This window comes from Pseudoxanthomonas sp. CCNWLW251, assembly GCF_037402255.1.
GTDB lineage: Bacteria > Pseudomonadota > Gammaproteobacteria > Xanthomonadales > Xanthomonadaceae > Pseudoxanthomonas_A.
In genome coordinates, this window is record NZ_JBBEGA010000002.1 from 830,669 (window position 1) to 845,803 (window position 15,135).

At 67.4% G+C, this 15,135-nt stretch carries 17 protein-coding genes and 1 riboswitch; of the genes, 6 read left to right on the forward strand and 11 right to left on the reverse strand.

The annotated features are described in order from the left end of the window. Positions 1–22: 22 nt before the first annotated feature. The 8 genes from ribB to WBN46_RS10995 all read right to left on the reverse strand — a co-directional run bounded on the left by ribB (position 23) and on the right by WBN46_RS10995 (position 6,989). Positions 23–1,117, reverse strand: a complete 1,095-nt coding sequence (gene ribB / locus WBN46_RS10960; protein ID WP_337731530.1) for a 3,4-dihydroxy-2-butanone-4-phosphate synthase — start codon at positions 1,115–1,117, stop codon at positions 23–25. Beyond that, positions 1,114–1,725 carry a riboflavin synthase gene (locus tag WBN46_RS10965; RefSeq protein ID WP_337731531.1) on the reverse strand — a complete coding sequence of 204 codons (612 nt, stop codon included), beginning with the start codon at positions 1,723–1,725 and terminating at the stop codon, positions 1,114–1,116. Before WBN46_RS10965 ends, ribB begins: the two co-directional genes overlap by 4 nt. Positions 1,726–1,863: 138 nt before the next feature. Continuing rightward, positions 1,864–2,010, reverse strand: a riboswitch (FMN riboswitch). A gap of 156 nt (positions 2,011–2,166) precedes the next feature. After that, positions 2,167–2,928, reverse strand: coding sequence for a class I SAM-dependent methyltransferase (locus tag WBN46_RS10970; protein ID WP_337731532.1), 762 nt, complete (start codon positions 2,926–2,928; stop codon positions 2,167–2,169). A gap of 9 nt (positions 2,929–2,937) precedes the next feature. After that, complete coding sequence (gene ribD, locus WBN46_RS10975) at positions 2,938–4,035, reverse strand: bifunctional diaminohydroxyphosphoribosylaminopyrimidine deaminase/5-amino-6-(5-phosphoribosylamino)uracil reductase RibD (RefSeq protein ID WP_337731533.1); 1,098 nt, start codon at positions 4,033–4,035, stop codon at positions 2,938–2,940. Positions 4,036–4,038: 3 nt separating this feature from the next. Further along, complete coding sequence (locus WBN46_RS10980; protein ID WP_337731534.1) at positions 4,039–4,551, reverse strand: GNAT family N-acetyltransferase; 513 nt, start codon at positions 4,549–4,551, stop codon at positions 4,039–4,041. Between the two features lie 3 nt (positions 4,552–4,554). Then, positions 4,555–5,091 carry a transcriptional regulator NrdR gene (nrdR, locus tag WBN46_RS10985; RefSeq protein WP_192202052.1) on the reverse strand — a complete coding sequence of 179 codons (537 nt, stop codon included), beginning with the start codon at positions 5,089–5,091 and terminating at the stop codon, positions 4,555–4,557. Between the two features lie 6 nt (positions 5,092–5,097). Then, the gene (gene glyA / locus WBN46_RS10990; protein WP_337731535.1) at positions 5,098–6,351 is read right to left on the reverse strand and encodes a serine hydroxymethyltransferase; all 1,254 of its coding nucleotides are present in this window, start codon (positions 6,349–6,351) and stop codon (positions 5,098–5,100) included. A 149-nt stretch (positions 6,352–6,500) separates the two neighbouring features. After that, the gene (locus WBN46_RS10995; protein WP_337731536.1) at positions 6,501–6,989 is read right to left on the reverse strand and encodes an RcnB family protein; all 489 of its coding nucleotides are present in this window, start codon (positions 6,987–6,989) and stop codon (positions 6,501–6,503) included. Positions 6,990–7,204: 215 nt separating this feature from the next. On the opposite strand from WBN46_RS10995, the gene ettA reads away from it, so the two are divergent. Further along, a complete protein-coding gene (gene ettA, locus WBN46_RS11000; protein WP_062357777.1) occupies positions 7,205–8,872 on the forward strand; it encodes an energy-dependent translational throttle protein EttA in 1,668 nt (555 codons plus the stop codon). A gap of 175 nt (positions 8,873–9,047) precedes the next feature. On the opposite strand, the gene WBN46_RS11005 is transcribed toward ettA, so the two are convergent. After that, complete coding sequence (locus WBN46_RS11005; RefSeq protein WP_337731537.1) at positions 9,048–9,383, reverse strand: hypothetical protein; 336 nt, start codon at positions 9,381–9,383, stop codon at positions 9,048–9,050. Positions 9,384–9,668: 285 nt separating this feature from the next. Between WBN46_RS11005 and WBN46_RS11010 the strand changes: the two genes are divergently transcribed. Continuing rightward, positions 9,669–10,751: a methyl-accepting chemotaxis protein gene (locus WBN46_RS11010; RefSeq protein ID WP_337731538.1), complete on the forward strand. Its 1,083-nt coding sequence runs from the start codon at positions 9,669–9,671 to the stop codon at positions 10,749–10,751. Positions 10,752–10,766: 15 nt separating this feature from the next. Here WBN46_RS11010 and WBN46_RS11015 read toward each other — a convergent pair whose 3' ends face one another. After that, complete coding sequence (locus WBN46_RS11015; RefSeq protein ID WP_337731539.1) at positions 10,767–11,090, reverse strand: Rieske (2Fe-2S) protein; 324 nt, start codon at positions 11,088–11,090, stop codon at positions 10,767–10,769. A gap of 90 nt (positions 11,091–11,180) precedes the next feature. On the opposite strand from WBN46_RS11015, the gene WBN46_RS11020 reads away from it, so the two are divergent. The 4 genes from WBN46_RS11020 to WBN46_RS11035 all read left to right on the forward strand — a co-directional run bounded on the left by WBN46_RS11020 (position 11,181) and on the right by WBN46_RS11035 (position 14,176). Further along, positions 11,181–11,456 carry a hypothetical protein gene (locus WBN46_RS11020; protein ID WP_337731540.1) on the forward strand — a complete coding sequence of 92 codons (276 nt, stop codon included), beginning with the start codon at positions 11,181–11,183 and terminating at the stop codon, positions 11,454–11,456. A gap of 64 nt (positions 11,457–11,520) precedes the next feature. Then, positions 11,521–12,228, forward strand: a complete 708-nt coding sequence (locus WBN46_RS11025) for a fumarylacetoacetate hydrolase family protein (protein WP_337731541.1) — start codon at positions 11,521–11,523, stop codon at positions 12,226–12,228. 64 nt (positions 12,229–12,292) lie between these two features. Next, positions 12,293–12,694, forward strand: a complete 402-nt coding sequence (gene mscL, locus WBN46_RS11030) for a large-conductance mechanosensitive channel protein MscL (RefSeq protein ID WP_337731542.1) — start codon at positions 12,293–12,295, stop codon at positions 12,692–12,694. A gap of 93 nt (positions 12,695–12,787) precedes the next feature. Next, positions 12,788–14,176 carry a M28 family peptidase gene (locus tag WBN46_RS11035; RefSeq protein WP_337731543.1) on the forward strand — a complete coding sequence of 463 codons (1,389 nt, stop codon included), beginning with the start codon at positions 12,788–12,790 and terminating at the stop codon, positions 14,174–14,176. 82 nt (positions 14,177–14,258) lie between these two features. Here WBN46_RS11035 and WBN46_RS11040 read toward each other — a convergent pair whose 3' ends face one another. Next, positions 14,259–15,134, reverse strand: a complete 876-nt coding sequence (locus WBN46_RS11040; RefSeq protein WP_337731544.1) for a TrmH family RNA methyltransferase — start codon at positions 15,132–15,134, stop codon at positions 14,259–14,261. Position 15,135 lies beyond the last annotated feature (1 nt).

Here is a 15,135-nt window from a genome sequence, read left to right on the forward strand (position 1 = left end):
TGACGGGTCCGCCCGGTGGGGATCAAGGCTGGACGTACTCCACCACGTCCAGCCCGAAGCCGGCCAGGCCGACCTGCCGGCGCGGCGTGCCCAGCACCCGCAACCTGCCCAGGCCCAGGTCGGCCAGGATCTGCGCACCGGCACCGTTGCGGCGCCACTGGCCCACGTCCTTGGCGTTGGCGCGCACTTCGGGCTGCTTGCGAAGCCGCGCCAGCAGCGCCTCGGCGCTGCGGGGTTCGGCCAGCACCACCATCACGCCCTGCCCTTCGGCGGCGATCGCCCGCAGTGCGTCGGTGGCGTGCACGCCGAAATCGTCGCGCCGCCAGTGCAGCAGGTCGCTCAGCGGGTTCTCCACCTGCACCCGTACCAGCGTGGGCGTGGCCGCCTCGGGCGTGCCGCGCACCAGGGCGAAGTGCAGGTCATGGGCGATACGGTCGCGGTAGGTCACCAGCCGGAAAGGACCGAACTCGGTCTCGATGTCGCGCTCGTCGATGCGCTCCACCGTGTGCTCGGTGGCCAGCCGGTAGGCGATCAGGTCAGCGATGGAGCCCATCTTCAGGCCATGCTCGCGCGCGAACACCTCCAGCTGCGGGCGGCGCGCCATGCTGCCGTCGGGGTTCAGCACTTCGACCAGCACGCCGGCCGGTTCCAGCCCGGCCAGCATCGGCAGGTCGCTGGCGGCTTCGGTGTGCCCCGCGCGCGTCAGCACACCGCCGGGCTGGGCGATCAGCGGGAAGATGTGGCCGGGCTGGCTGAGGTCGCTGGGCTTCGCATCCGGCCGCACGGCGGTACGCACGGTGTGCGCGCGGTCGTACGCGGAAATGCCGGTGGTGACGCCTTCCGCCGCTTCGATGCTGACGGTGAAGTTGGTGTGGAACTGCGCGGTGTTGTGCTGGACCATCGGCGCCAGGCCGAGTTGCGTGCAACGTTCGCGCGTCAGCGACAGGCAGACCAGGCCGCGCGCATGCGTGACCATGAAGTTGATGTCGGTCGGCTTCACCAGCTCGGCGGCCATGATCAGGTCGCCTTCGTTCTCGCGGTCCTCGTCGTCGACGATGACGACCATGCGGCCGTTGCGGATCTCTTCCAGCAGTTCGGGAATCGGTGCGAAGTTCATGCGGCGTCTCCGCCAGCGCGCGCGCCCAGCAGGCGTTCGACATAGCGGGCCACCAGGTCGATCTCCAGGTTCACCGCATCGCCGACGGCGGTCTGCGAGAAGGCGGTGTGCGAGACGGTATGCGGGATCAGCGCGACCTCGAATCCCTCGCCATCCACCTCGTTGACGGTCAGGCTCACGCCATCCACGCAGATCGAGCCCTTCTTCGCGATGTACTTCAGCAGGGGGGCCGGCGCGCGGAAGCGCCAGCGCTGCGCACGCGCGTCCTCGTGCACCGACAGCACCCGGCCGACACCGTCCACATGCCCGCTGACCAGGTGGCCACCGAGGCGGTCGGTGGGGCGCATCGCACGCTCGAGGTTCACCAGTGCGCCTTCGCCCAGGCCACCGAGCGTCGTCAGCGACAAGGTCTCGGTGGACGCATCGGCCTGGAAGCTCGATGCATCGAACGCGATCACGGTCAGGCACACGCCATTCACCGCGATGCTCTCGCCGAGCTGCACGGCGTCGAACGGCAGTGTGCCGACGGCGACGGTCAGGCGGACGTCACCGCCCAGCGGCTGCAGCGCGGCGATGCGGCCGACGCCCTCGATGATGCCGGTGAACATCAGCACACCTCCGGCAGGAGGACGGGGAACGCAAAGGAAATCGTGGAAGGCATGGAACGTCTCTCGCTTGAACAGAGCGGAGACGCCTCCGGGCGCGAAGGCAGGCGCACGACGCCACGCTCGCGCATGGCTCGGCGATGCCGTCTTCTTTCATCCGGACTATGACCGTCGGCTCCGGCATCTGACCGGATCTGCTGACCCTTCGGTGGGACCGAAGGCGCTCGCGGGCTCGTCGCTGGGCGACCTACCGCCGGTGGGGAATTACACCCCGCCCTGAAGACGTCGTTGGTGGTATGCCGGCGAACCGGCCGGGGCATTCTAACGCCTCGATCCGGCGAAGGCCCTGAACGCAGCGTTCCGCGCCACTGCAGGAGGGGCTTCAGCCCCGATGCTTCCGGCGCCACCGCGGACGGAAACGGCCGGTCGGGGCTGAAGCCCCTCCTACACAGCCTTCCTGCGCAGGTGCAGGATCAGCGGCCAGCGCATGGTGCGGACGCGCTGCGGATCGCCCCAAACTTCGGCCAGGGCCGGTGTATGGGCGTAGACCGGATCCTCGCCGGTCGCGGCGCGGTAGCTGCCGGTCGCCGACAGGCTGCCGAAGTAGCCCAGCAACGTGGGCAGGTTCCATTCGGCGGTCAGCCACAGGCGTGGCGTGGGTACGGCCTCGAACGGCCACACGTAGTCGCCGTACCCCATGTCCACATCGGCGCGTTCGGGCGGCCAGTAGGGGTCGATATCGTCGCGGACCTTTTCGGCCACCTCGGCCAGATCGTCTTCGAAAATGATGTCCTGGTAGGTCCAGGCGGCCAGCACGCCGCCTGGCCGCAGCACGCGGTCGCAGGTATCGAAGAAGCGGTAGCGGTCGAACCAGTGCAGCGCCTGCGCGACGGCCACCAGGTCCACGCTGAGGTCCGGCAGGCGGGTGTCTTCGGCCGGTTCGACCGCCAGGCTGACATTGGCGACGGCGCGCTCCTTCGCCCAGTGGCGCTCGATCTGCGCCGCACTGGGGTCGGTGGCGTACACATGGGCGAAGTGCGCCGCCAACCCGTGCGTCGCCTGGCCGCTGCCGCAACCAGGCTCCCAGACCCGCGCATTGGCGGGCACGGCCGACGCGATCGCCTCGTACAGCGCCTCGGGATACGTGGGGCGCGAAGCGAGGTAGACATCGGCGACGCCGGAAAAATGATCCTTGAAAGCCACCATGGCGAGCGGTCAGCGGGCAGGTTGCAGCAGGAGGCGGTGATCTTCGCCAATCATGCGGCTGTCGACAATCTCCAGCTGCAGACGGTCCGCCATCGCCTGGATGCCCAGTCCCCCGAACAACGGCCGGGCCTGGTCGCCCAACAGCATCGGCGCGACGTACAGCAGCACCTCGTCGGCCAGCCCGGCGGCGAGGAACGCGCCGGCCAGCGTGGCGCCCGCCTCGGCATGCACCTCGTTGATGCCGCGCGCGCCAAGCAGCTCCAGCACCGCCTTCAGATCGAAATTGCTGCCCGTCGCCGGCGCCACCACGCGCTGCACCGCCGTGTCGCGCGGCGGTTTGGCATCCGCGGCATGGATGTACAGCGTGGGGGCTTCGCCTTGCCGCACATTGCCGCGCGCCACCGTCGCCAGCCCGGGATCCAGCACCACCCGCAGGGGCGGCTCGAACACCGTGTCATCCCCGAAGCGCACCGTCAGCGACGGATCATCCGCCAGCACGGTACCGGCGCCGGTCAGGATGGCCCCCGCACGGGCGCGCCAACGCATCACGTCGCGGCGGGAGGCTTCGCCACTGATCCACTTGGAATCCCCGTTCGCCATCGCCGTGCGGCCATCCAGGCTGGTCGCCAGCTTCACCCGCATCCAGGGCCTGCCGCGTTCGACGCGCGACAGGAATCCACGATTCAGGCGCCGCGCCTGCGTCTCCATCAGTCCGGACTGCACGGCGATGCCCGCCGCGCGCAGCCTGTCGAAACCGGCACCATCGACCTGCGGGAAGGGATCGCGCATCGCCGCCACCACGCGGACCACACCCGCCGCGATCAGCGCATCCGCGCACGGGCCCGTGCGACCGGTATGCGCACACGGCTCCAGGGTGACGTAGGCCGTCGCGCCCTTCGCGCGTTCGCCCGCCGCCTGCAACGCGAACACCTCCGCGTGCGGCCCGCCGGCTTTCTGGTGCCAGCCTTCACCCACGATCTCCCCACCCTGCGCGATCACGCAACCCACCATCGGGTTCGGACGCGTGGTGTACGCCCCGCGTTCGGCCAGACGCAACGCACGCGCCATGCAGGTGTGATCCAGGGAGGAAAAAGCGAATTCGGTCATGCGTCATCCACGCGGCACGTCAGGGGCATGTGAACCAGTATGCGCCACGCGCTGCGCGGGCCGGATGGACATGACCACCACCGGTGTCCCATGCAGCGACGTGCGCTCATCGACCTGCCAGCCCAGCGAGGTGTAGAAATCCTCATGCCACAGGGTGAACAGCCGGAGCACTGCCACGCCTTCCTGCGCAGCGTGCGCAACGGCGGCGTCCACCAGGACCCGTCCACCGCCACGACCGCGCGCCTCCGGCAATACGAACAGGCTGCCCAGCCAGGGACTGCCGCGATCCTGCAGCGCCGGCGCATCCTCCAGCAGCAGACTGACAGACCCCAGCAGCGCCCCGTCATCCATCAGCAACAGCGTCGTCGGCACCGACGTGCGCGCCGCGTGATCCTCCAGCTCATCGGTGGCCATCTGCAGGGTCCAGTCGTCGTACAGGCCGCCCCATTCGGCGTGATGCCACGCGGCAAGCGCAGGTATGTACTGCCGGTGCCGACCGATCCAGTCGATGTGCACGAATCAGCGCTTCTTGTTCTTGTCCGCGTGCTTGTCGAACGGCACCACATCACCGCCCAGCAGCGAGAGCTGGCCGGCGCCCGCAGGCAGGTCGCGCTCCAGCTTCTCGATCTCCTCGCGGAAATCGGCCACGTCCTCGAAACTGCGGTAGACCGAGGCGAAGCGCACGTAGCCCACATGGTCGAGCTTCCGCAGCTCGTTCATGACGAACTCGCCGATCTTGCGCGAGGCGATCTCGCGCTCGCCACTCATGCGGATGGCATGGATCACCGCACGTACGGCCGCTTCGATCTGTTCTTCGGATACCGGCCGCTTCTGCAGCGCGCGGTCGAAGCCGGCACGCAGCTTGCGCGCATCGAAGGTGTCGCGGCGGCCATCGCCCTTGATGACCGCCGGCAGCTTGATCTCGATGTTCTCCAGCGTGGAGAACCGCTCCCCGCACGCCTCGCACTCACGGCGACGACGGATCGTCGCGCCGTCCTCGGATACGCGCGAATCGATCACGCGGGTATCGGTGTGCTGGCAGAAGGGGCAGTGCATCGTCGATCAGCCGTAGACGGGGTACTTCCGGCACTGCGCGGTCACGTTGTCCCGCACCTTCGCCAGCACGGCCTCGTCGGTCGGCGCGTCCAGCACATCGCAGATCCAGTTGGCCAGGTCGATGCAGTCCTGCTCGCCATAGCCACGCGTGGTCACCGCGGGGGTACCGATACGCAGGCCCGAGGTCACGAAAGGCTTGCGCGGGTCGTTCGGCACGGAGTTCTTGTTGACGGTGATGTGCGCCTTGCCCAGCGCCTCTTCCGCGTCCTTGCCGCTGACGTCCTTGCCGATCATGTCGACCAGCATCAGGTGGTTTTCGGTGCCGCCGGACACGATCTTGTAACCGCGCGCGATGATCGTCTTCGCCATCGCCTGCGCGTTCTTCACCACCTGCGCCTGGTAGTCCTTGAATTCCGGCTCCAGCGCTTCCTTGAAGGCCACGGCCTTGGCCGCGATGACGTGCATCAGCGGACCGCCCTGGATACCCGGGAAGACGATGCTCTGCAGCTTCTTCTCGATCTCTTCGCCCGCACCCTTGGCCACGATGATGCCGCCGCGCGGACCGCGCAGCGTCTTGTGGGTGGTCGAGGTGACCACGTGGGCATGCGGCAGCGGATTCGGGTAGACGCCGGCGGCGATCAGGCCTGCCACGTGCGCCATGTCGACGAACAGGTAGGCGCCGACCTTGTCGGCGATGGCGCGGAAGCGCGCCCAGTCCACCACTTGCGAGTAGGCGGAGAAGCCGGCCACGACCATCTTCGGCTTGTGCTCCAGGGCGAGCTTCTCGACCTCGTCGTAATCGATCAGGCCCTGGTCGTTCACGCCGTACTGGATGGCGTTGAACAGCTTGCCCGAGGCGTTGACCTTGGCGCCGTGGGTCAGGTGGCCGCCGTGGGCCAGGCTCATGCCCAGGATGGTGTCGCCGGGGTTCAGCAGGGCGAAGTACACGGCCTGGTTGGCCTGGGAGCCGGAATGCGGCTGCACGTTGGCGTAGTCGGCGCCGAACAGCTGCTTCACACGGTCGATCGCCAGCTGCTCGGCGATATCCACGTATTCGCAACCGCCGTAATAGCGCTTATGCGGGTAGCCCTCGGCGTACTTGTTGGTCAGCACGCTGCCCTGGGCCTCCAGCACGCGGGGGCTGGCGTAGTTCTCGCTGGCGATCAGCTCGACGTGATCCTCCTGCCGGCGCGCCTCGTTGGCGATGGCTTGGGCCAGTTCGGGATCGTAGGTTTCGATGCGGGCGTCGCGCGGGAACATCGGGTCTCCGGGGCAAGGTCGGTCGGGAGGGCCGATTGTAGCCCGCCCGGGACCCCACGGACGAAGCGCCCTCCCGGTCCCGCTTGCCCACCGCCGGGAAAAGAAAAGCGCGCCGAAGCGCGCTTTTCGGTCACACCCGACCTTGGGCGTCAGTGATGCAGCAGCAGGTCCGCGATGATGCCGGTGGCGATGGCCACCATCAGCATGTTGCCGCGGTCGTCGCGGACCCAGTGGTAGCCACGGGGCGGGCGGCGCAGATCGTAGTAATCGTAGTCGTTCACCACGTACACCGGGCCACGGTAGTAGTCGCGGTAACGCTGGCCCTTCGCCCAGCGATGGTAGCCGGGCGCCGGGCGGTAGACCACGCGCGGCGGTGCGTAGTAGCGGCGGTCGTCGTAACGACGGCCATCGTGGTAGCCGTGACGGTACGCCTGGCGCTGATCACGATAGTCGCGACGGTCATCGCGGCGGTCTTCGCGCCAGTCGCGGCGATCATCCCGCCGGTCATCCCGGCGGTCGTAGTGGTGCGAACGACCCCGGTCGTGGCCGCGATCATCGTCGCGCGCCAGCACGGGAGCGGTGACGGCGAAGGCCAGGACGGCGCAGGCCATGCTCTGGAAAATGCGCTTGGTATTCATGGAAACCCCTCTGTGTGGCACGTGAGTCCATGATGCGGATCGCATCTGAACCGATTCCCGCTGGAAAACGGTTACGGCTGTGTCAAAGGCGGGTTGGCGAAACGTATTCAGCCAGCGGTCGGGCGAGCCTTAGCGGCTATAATCGCCGCATTCCCAATTTGCCTCCCCGCCCGCCGTCCCCGGCCGGGCGCCGGGGCCTGCGTACCGGAGCCTGCATGTCCTCGCAATACATCTACACCATGAACCGGGTCAGCAAGGTGGTCCCGCCCAAGCGGCAGATCATCAAGGACATCTCGTTGTCCTTCTATCCGGGCGCCAAGATCGGCCTGCTGGGCCTGAATGGCGCCGGCAAGTCCACGGTACTGAAGATCATGGCCGGCGTGGACAAGGATTTCGAGGGTGAGGCCCGCCCGCAGCCCGGTATCAAGGTCGGCTACCTGGCGCAGGAGCCGGAGCTCAACCCTGAACACACCGTCCGCCAGGCCGTCGAGGAAGGCGTGGGCGATGTGCTGCAGGCGCAGGCCGCCCTCGAAGCCGTGTACGCCGCCTACGCCGAAGAAGGCGCCGACTTCGACGCCCTGGCCAAGGAACAGGAGCGTCTGGAAGCGATCCTCGCCGCCGGCGACGCGCACACACTGGAAAACCAGCTGGACGTGGCCGCCGACGCGCTGCGCCTGCCGCCGTGGGATGCCATCGTGGGCAAGCTGTCCGGCGGCGAAAAGCGCCGCGTGGCGCTGTGCCGCCTGCTGCTGCAGAAGCCGGACATGCTGCTGCTCGACGAACCGACCAACCACCTGGACGCGGAATCCGTCGAGTGGCTGGAACAGTTCCTTGCCCGCTACACCGGCACCGTGGTGGCCGTGACCCATGATCGGTACTTCCTCGACAACGCCGCCGAATGGATCCTCGAGCTCGACCGTGGCCGCGGCATCCCGTGGAAGGGCAACTACACCGACTGGCTGGTGCAGAAGGACGAGCGCCTGAAGCAGGAAGACAACCAGGAAAAGGCCCGCCAGAAGGCCATCCAGAAGGAACTGGAGTGGTCGCGCCAGAACGCGAAGGGTGGCCGCTCCAAGGGCAAGGCGCGCCTGGCGCGCCTGGAAGAGCTGCAGTCGGTCGACTACCAGCGCCGCAACGAGACCAACGAGATCTTCATCCCGCCGGGCGAGCGCCTGGGCAACAACGTCATCGAGTTCAAGAATGTCTCGAAGAAGTTCGGCGACCGCCTGCTGATCGACAACCTGAGTTTCCTGGTGCCGGGCGGCGCGATCGTCGGCATCATCGGCCCCAACGGCGCGGGCAAGTCGACGCTGTTCAAGATGATCACCGGCCAGGAAAAGCCGGACTCGGGCACCATCACCACCGGCCCCACCGTGCAACTGGCGTACGTGGACCAGAGCCGTGAAAAGCTCGAAGGCAACCACAACGTCTTCCAGGAGATTTCCGGCGGCCTGGACATCCTCAACATCAACGGCGTCGAGATCCAGTCGCGCGCGTACATCGGCCGCTTCAACTTCAAGGGCCAGGACCAGCAGAAGATGGTGGGCTCGCTGTCCGGCGGTGAACGCGGCCGCCTGCACATGGCCAAGACGCTGCTGCAGGGCGGCAACGTGCTGCTGCTCGACGAACCGTCGAACGACCTGGACATCGAAACCCTGCGTGCGCTGGAAGACGCGCTGCTGGAATTCCCCGGCAACACGTTCGTGATTTCGCATGACCGCTGGTTCCTGGACCGCATCGCCACCCACATCCTCGCCTTCGAAGGCGACTCGCACGTGGAGTTCTTCCAGGGCAACTACCGCGAGTACGAGGAAGACAAGAAGCGTCGCCTGGGCGAAGACGGCGCCCGTCCGCACCGCCTGCGGTTCAAGGCGCTGAAGTGACGTGTTCGCGCGCACAGATGCCTGATCGCCTCTGACCTTGCCCAACGAGAACGCCGGCCCTGTGCCGGCGTTCTCGTCTGCGATCGGTCACTGCGTTCGACCTGCAAATATGCGGCAATCGAATGCAAGGTGGGGTACTACCCTCCGACGGAGGTCGCCATCACCACTGCCACCGCTACCCCCCCATTACCCCGATGACAACGAAGAAGAGCCCACAACCCAGAAGGCCGCGCAGCAGCGATTTCCAGCGCGCATACGGCTGAAACAGCTGCATCAACGAAAAGATGCCGTAAACCGTCGAGACCAAGACCGACCACGCCGGCAAACCCGGGACCCAGCGTTGCAGAAGCAGCGCGATCGACCAGAAGACAAAGGTCTGGACGGTCAGGAAGGCCGCTATCACCAGCCATTCCGGGTAGTTCAGCGAACCGACGCGGTGAAAGGCCAACCGGAACGCCACTGCTTCGAACGGCAACAGCAGCAACGTCGCAGCCGCGAAATAGGCGTTCATCCAATCGCCGATCGACTTGGACGTGGTCGCCAACGCGGACGGCGATGCAGTTGCTCGCGTCGCCCATGCCGGTCTCCTGTCCGTGGTGCGCGGATTCGGGGCAAGCACCGCGCATGCGTCCAACACGCGACGTCTGGCCGCCCCATCCCGGGGAAATCGCGCACCGCGACGGTGCCGATTAAAGCACTCCGCTTGCGCGCCGATAGCGCCTCAACACGGGGAGCGACTTCACGCTGCCGCATTCCGGCGCCGTGTCGCCCCGCCCCCTTCCCCACAAGGAGTTCCATGAACGCATGCGCTGTCGCCCCCGTGCCCGACGCCGGCATCGACGACCACATCCAGTCGGTATCGGGATTATCGGATTCCTTGCTGAAACAACTGCGGCAATCGCTGCAGAAGATCGACGAGATCAACCGCATCACCCGCATCATCTCGATGAATGCACGCATCGAGGCCGTGCGTATCGGCAGCGCCGGACGCAGCTTCGGCGTGATCGCCGAAGAGATGGACACGCTGTCGCGACGGGTCAGCGACACCGCGCAGGAAATCGACCGCATGGCGGGTCGCACCAGCACCGATCTGCGCGAGCGACTGGACCAACTGCAGACCGACGTGCGCCGGACGCGGCTGACGGACCTGGCGCTGGCCAACATCGACCTGATCGACCGCAACCTGTACGAGCGCAGTTGCGATGTGCGCTGGTGGGCTACCGATGCGGCGATCGTCGCCGCCGCACAGGACCCGCAACCGGCCGCGCTCACGCATGCCAGCCAGCGGCTCGGCCAGATACTGGATTCCTACACCGTCTATTTCGACCTCGTGCTCACCGACCTGCAAGGCAATGTGCTGACCAATGGCCGGCCACGCCAGTACCCGTCCGCAGGCCACTCGGTCGCGCAGCAGGAATGGTTCCAGTCCGCCATGTCCACGCGCAATGGCGAAGAGTTCGGCTTCCAGTCCATGCATGCGAGCAGGCTTGCGGGCGGTGAGCGCGTGCTGGTCTACGCCTGCACGGTGCGCGAAGGCGGTCGCGTACAGGGGCGCATGCTGGGCGTGCTCGGTATCGTGTTCCGATGGGACGCACTGGCGCAGACCATCGTGGAACGGACGCCATTGTCGGAGGTGGAATGGCGCCGTAGCCGGGTCTGCATCGTCGATGCGCAGGGCCGGTTGCTGGCCGACACGCAGTCCGGCGCGGATGCCTCGCGACTCGATTTTCCTGGGCATGCATCCCTGTTCGCCCAGCCCCGTGGCGCGATCGACGTATCCATCGAAGGCCGCCCCCATTGCGTGGCACAGGCCGCGTCACCCGGCTACGAGACCTACCGCACCGGCTGGCATTGCGTGATCGTGCAAGGCGTCGACTGACGCCAGCAGCGCGGCTCAGTCCAGCCACACCTCGCCGTCACGCACCTGCACGGCGACGGCGCACAGCGAATCGCCGCGGCAGGGCCCGGCGACGCAGTCACCGCGTACGAGTTCGAACGAGGCACCGTGGGCGGCACAGACAAGATGGCCGTCCTTGCTCTTGAGGAATTGACCAGGCGCCCAGTCCAGCCGTCTGCCGGCGTGGGGACAGACATTGAGCCATGCGCGCACATCGCCGCCATCGCGATGCAGGATCAACGACTCGGCATCGTCGCCGATCACGGCTTCAACCTCGGCGAAACCGCCGTCGGCGATGTCATTCAGTGCGCTCAGTCGCATGTCGCTTAACGAAGTCCTCACACGGTCATCAAACGGTCATCCGATACTGCGCGTACCGGCTCCGGCCGCATTCTGTCACGACGCAACGCCATGTACGCACGCCATTTCCAGTTCAATGCCTTCCGCCACGTGTTCGCTCCGCGCAAGCCGCGCCATCCGCTGCTGCGGGTCGGCCTGGGCCTGCTGGGTGTGCTGCTGCTCGGCGTGCTGGTGTTCTTCAGCGTGTTCGTCGGTGCCGCGATGATCGCCGGCGGCCTGGCTTACAAGCTCCTGCGCCAGCGGGGCAAGCCCAGCGCGCGCGATGCGCGGGTGGTCGACGCGGAGTACCACGTGGTCCGCAAGCCGGTGCTGCCCCTCTCGCATTGAGCATCTTGGCGGGGCGAGCGCGTTCCCGCCTAAACTCTGCGGCCACATTCCCCGGGTGGCCGACATGACCGACATCATCCCTGCTCCGCCTGTTCCGCGCGTTCCGGTGCGCGGTGGCGGCACGTTCCCGGTGCGCCGCATCTTCTGCGTGGGCCGCAACTTCGCCGACCACGCGCGCGAGATGGGCGCGACCGCACCCGCTTCGAAGGCCGAGCGCGGCAGCCCCGTGTTCTTCCACAAGCCGGGCGACGCGATCGTCACCGCGAATGCGGATGTTCCCTACCCGCCGGGCACGCGCGACCTGCACCACGAGGTGGAACTGGTCGTCGCGCTGGGCAGCGACGCACCGCCCGGACCGCTCTCCCCCGGGGCCGCGAAGGCGCTGGTGATCGCCTACGGCGTCGGCCTGGACCTGACCCGTCGCGACCTGCAGGGCGCGGCCAAGGCCAAGGGCCTGCCCTGGGATACCGGCAAAGGCTTCGATCATTCCGCACCGGTCAGCGAACTGGTTCCAGCGGCGGATGTCGGGGTGCTGGAAGACCGCACGCTGACCCTGCGGGTGAACGGCGACATGCGCCAGCATGGCGCGCTGCACGACCTCATCTGGGACGTGGCCGACATCCTGCACGAGTTGTCCATGCTTTACGCACTGAAGGCGGGCGACCTGGTCTTCATGGGCACGCCCGCAGGCGTGGCTGCGCTGGTGCCGGGCGACACGTTCACCGCCACCCTCGACGGCGTGGTCGAGTTGCGCGGCCGTATTGCCGGCTGATCGACGGTGCGTGCGATATAGTCGGCGGCGACGCCGCAGAGGCGCCGACTGACGAGGACATGGGATGGGCATGATCAGCGAGTTCAAGGAGTTCGTATCGCGCGGCAACGTGGTCGACCTGGCCGTCGGCGTGGTCATCGGTGCCGCGTTCGGCAAGATCGTCAGCAGCCTGGTGGATGGCATCGTGATGCCGTTGGTGGGCCTGACGATGGGCGGCGTGAAATTCAGCGACCTGGCGGTGACCCTGCGCGCGGCGCAGGTGGATGCGGCAGGCAAGGAGATCGTGCCGGCGCTGCTGTTGAAGTATGGCGCTTTCCTGCAGACCGCCATCGACTTCCTGATCATCGCGTTCGTGATCTTCCTGTTCCTGAAAGCCTACAACCGCGTGCGTGCACCCGCGCCGGAAGCCGCCACGCCCGAGGACATCGTGCTGCTGCGCGAGATCCGGGACGCACTGAAGAAATAACGGCACGCGGCGTTCCGGATCGGCAACGCCGTCGACGGAAACACGGGGCCACGGGCTGGTAAGCTCGTGGCCTTCGTTTTTCCGGGACCCTCCATGCGTCTTGCTCCGCTGCTGCTCGCCCTGGCCGTCACCGCGCCCGCCTTCGCCGCCTCCCGCGAAACCCGCATCCCCGACACCGCACTGGCCACTGCCGCGCAACTGCGCGAGCAGGCCCTCACGGACCGCACCGGCTGGAACGTCGTCGAATCACTGACGACCGAAGTGGGCCCGCGCCTGGCCGGCAGCGAGGCCGACGCGAAGGCGGTCGCGTGGGCACAGGCGAAGTTCAAGGCACTCGGTTTCGACAAGGTGTGGATCGAACCGGTGACGTTTCCCAAGTGGGTGCGCCGCAGCGAAAGCGCGGCCGTGCTCGGCACGCACGCGCAACCGCTGACGATCACCGCGCTGGGCGGCAGCCCCGCGGGCAAGGTGGACGCGGAGATCGTGCGCTTCGCCGACCTGGCCGCACTGGAAGCGGCACCGGCGGGCTCGCTGGCCGGCAAGATCGCCTTCGTCGACTATCCGATGAAGGCCGCGCGTGACGGCAGCGACTACCGCAACGGCGGCGCGATCCGCTCGAAAGGACCCTCGGCGGCGATCCGCAAGGGCGCCATCGCGTTCCTGATGCGCTCGGCCGGCACCGACAACCACCGCGTCGCGCATACCGGCATCACGCGCTTCGACGAGGGCCTGACGCCGGTACCGTCCGCGTCGCTGACCATCCCCGATGCCGACCAGTTGGCGCGTCTGCTGCAGCGCGGCGCGGTGCGCGTGTCGCTCGCACTGGATTGCGGCTGGGACGGCGAGTACACCTCGCACAATGTCATCGGCGAGATCACCGGACGCAGCCTGCCCAAGGAAGTGGTGGTGATCGGTGGCCACCTGGATTCGTGGGACCTGGGCACCGGCGCGATCGACGACGGCGCGGGCATCGGCATCACCATGGCAGCGGGGCATCTGATCGGCCAGCTCAAGCAGGCGCCGAAGCGCACCATCCGCGTAATCGCCTTCGCCAACGAAGAGCAGGGCCTCTACGGCGGCAAGGCCTACGCGGAGAAGTACCTGGCCGACATCACGCGCCACCAGATCGCCGCCGAAAGCGACTTCGGCGCGGGCCGCATCTACGCGTTCAATACCGGCGCGCCGGACCATGCGCGCAAGGCGACCGAACAGATCGCGCAGGCACTGGCGCCGCTGGGCATCGAGTACGCACCCGGCAAGGGCAGCGCAGGCCCGGACATCAGTCCATTCGCCGCGAAGGGCATGGCGTGGGCGTGGCTGGCGCAGGACGGCAGCGACTACTTCGACCTGCACCACAACGCCGATGACACGCTGGACAAGATCGACCCGGCGGCGCTGGCGCAGAATGTCGCGGCGTACACGGTGTTCGCGTACCTGGCGGCAGAAGCCGAGGGCGATTTCGGCAGCCAGCTGAAGGAGTAGACCTGTAGGAGGGGCTTCAGCCCCGACCCTCACTGCTGACTACCGAGATCGCAAAAAAACGAAGTCGGGGCTGAAGCCCCTCCTACAGTTTTGTCGACAGACGCTGCTTCCACTGCGCCAGGAACACCGCCGTCGCGGCGGCGACGTTGAGGCTCTCGACTGCACCGCTGCCGGGAATCGACAGGCGCAGGTCGCAGGCCTCGGCGAGGCGCGCATCCATGCCCTCGCCTTCCGCGCCCATCACGTAGATCAGGCGTTGCGGCAGTCTTGCCGCGAACAGGTCATCTCCCCCGCGCACGACAGTGGCGGCCAGCGCAAAGCCTGCGCCGCGCAATTGCGCCAGCGCATTCTCCGGGTTGCCCATCCGCACCAGCGGCACCTGTTCGGCGCCGCCCTCGGCCACACGCGCCGCCGCACCGGACAGCGCCAGCGTGGAGTCGCGCGGCAGCAGGATGCCGGCCACGCCGAAATGCGCGGCCGAGCGCAGGATGGCGCCGAAGTTGTGCGGATTGCCCACGCCGTCCAGCCACAGCGCTGCGGCCGGCTGTCCCTCGGGAAGCGCACGCAACCAGTCCGTCATCGGCGACGGCGCCAGTTTCAGCACGTCGGCCACCACGCCTTCGTGGTGCGTGCTGGCAGCCAGGCGATCCAGATCACCCTCCTCCACCACCCGGTAGCCGACACGGTGCTTGACGCACCATGCCAGCAGGGGTTTCAGCGCGGGGATGCGCGCTTCGAGGAGATACAGCTTGCGGATGGCGTCGGGGCGCCGCGCGAACACTGCCTGCACGGCATTCAGACCGTACAGGCGCAGTTCCTCGCGTGAAGCGTCCGCAGGACGTTCGCCACCGGAGGCTTGGACGCGGGGTGGACGCTCATCCTGCGCCCTTGGCGGACGCCGGCGATCCGGCGGATTGCCGGGCGGACGCGGCGGACGGGTGTTCCAGGGATTGCTCACG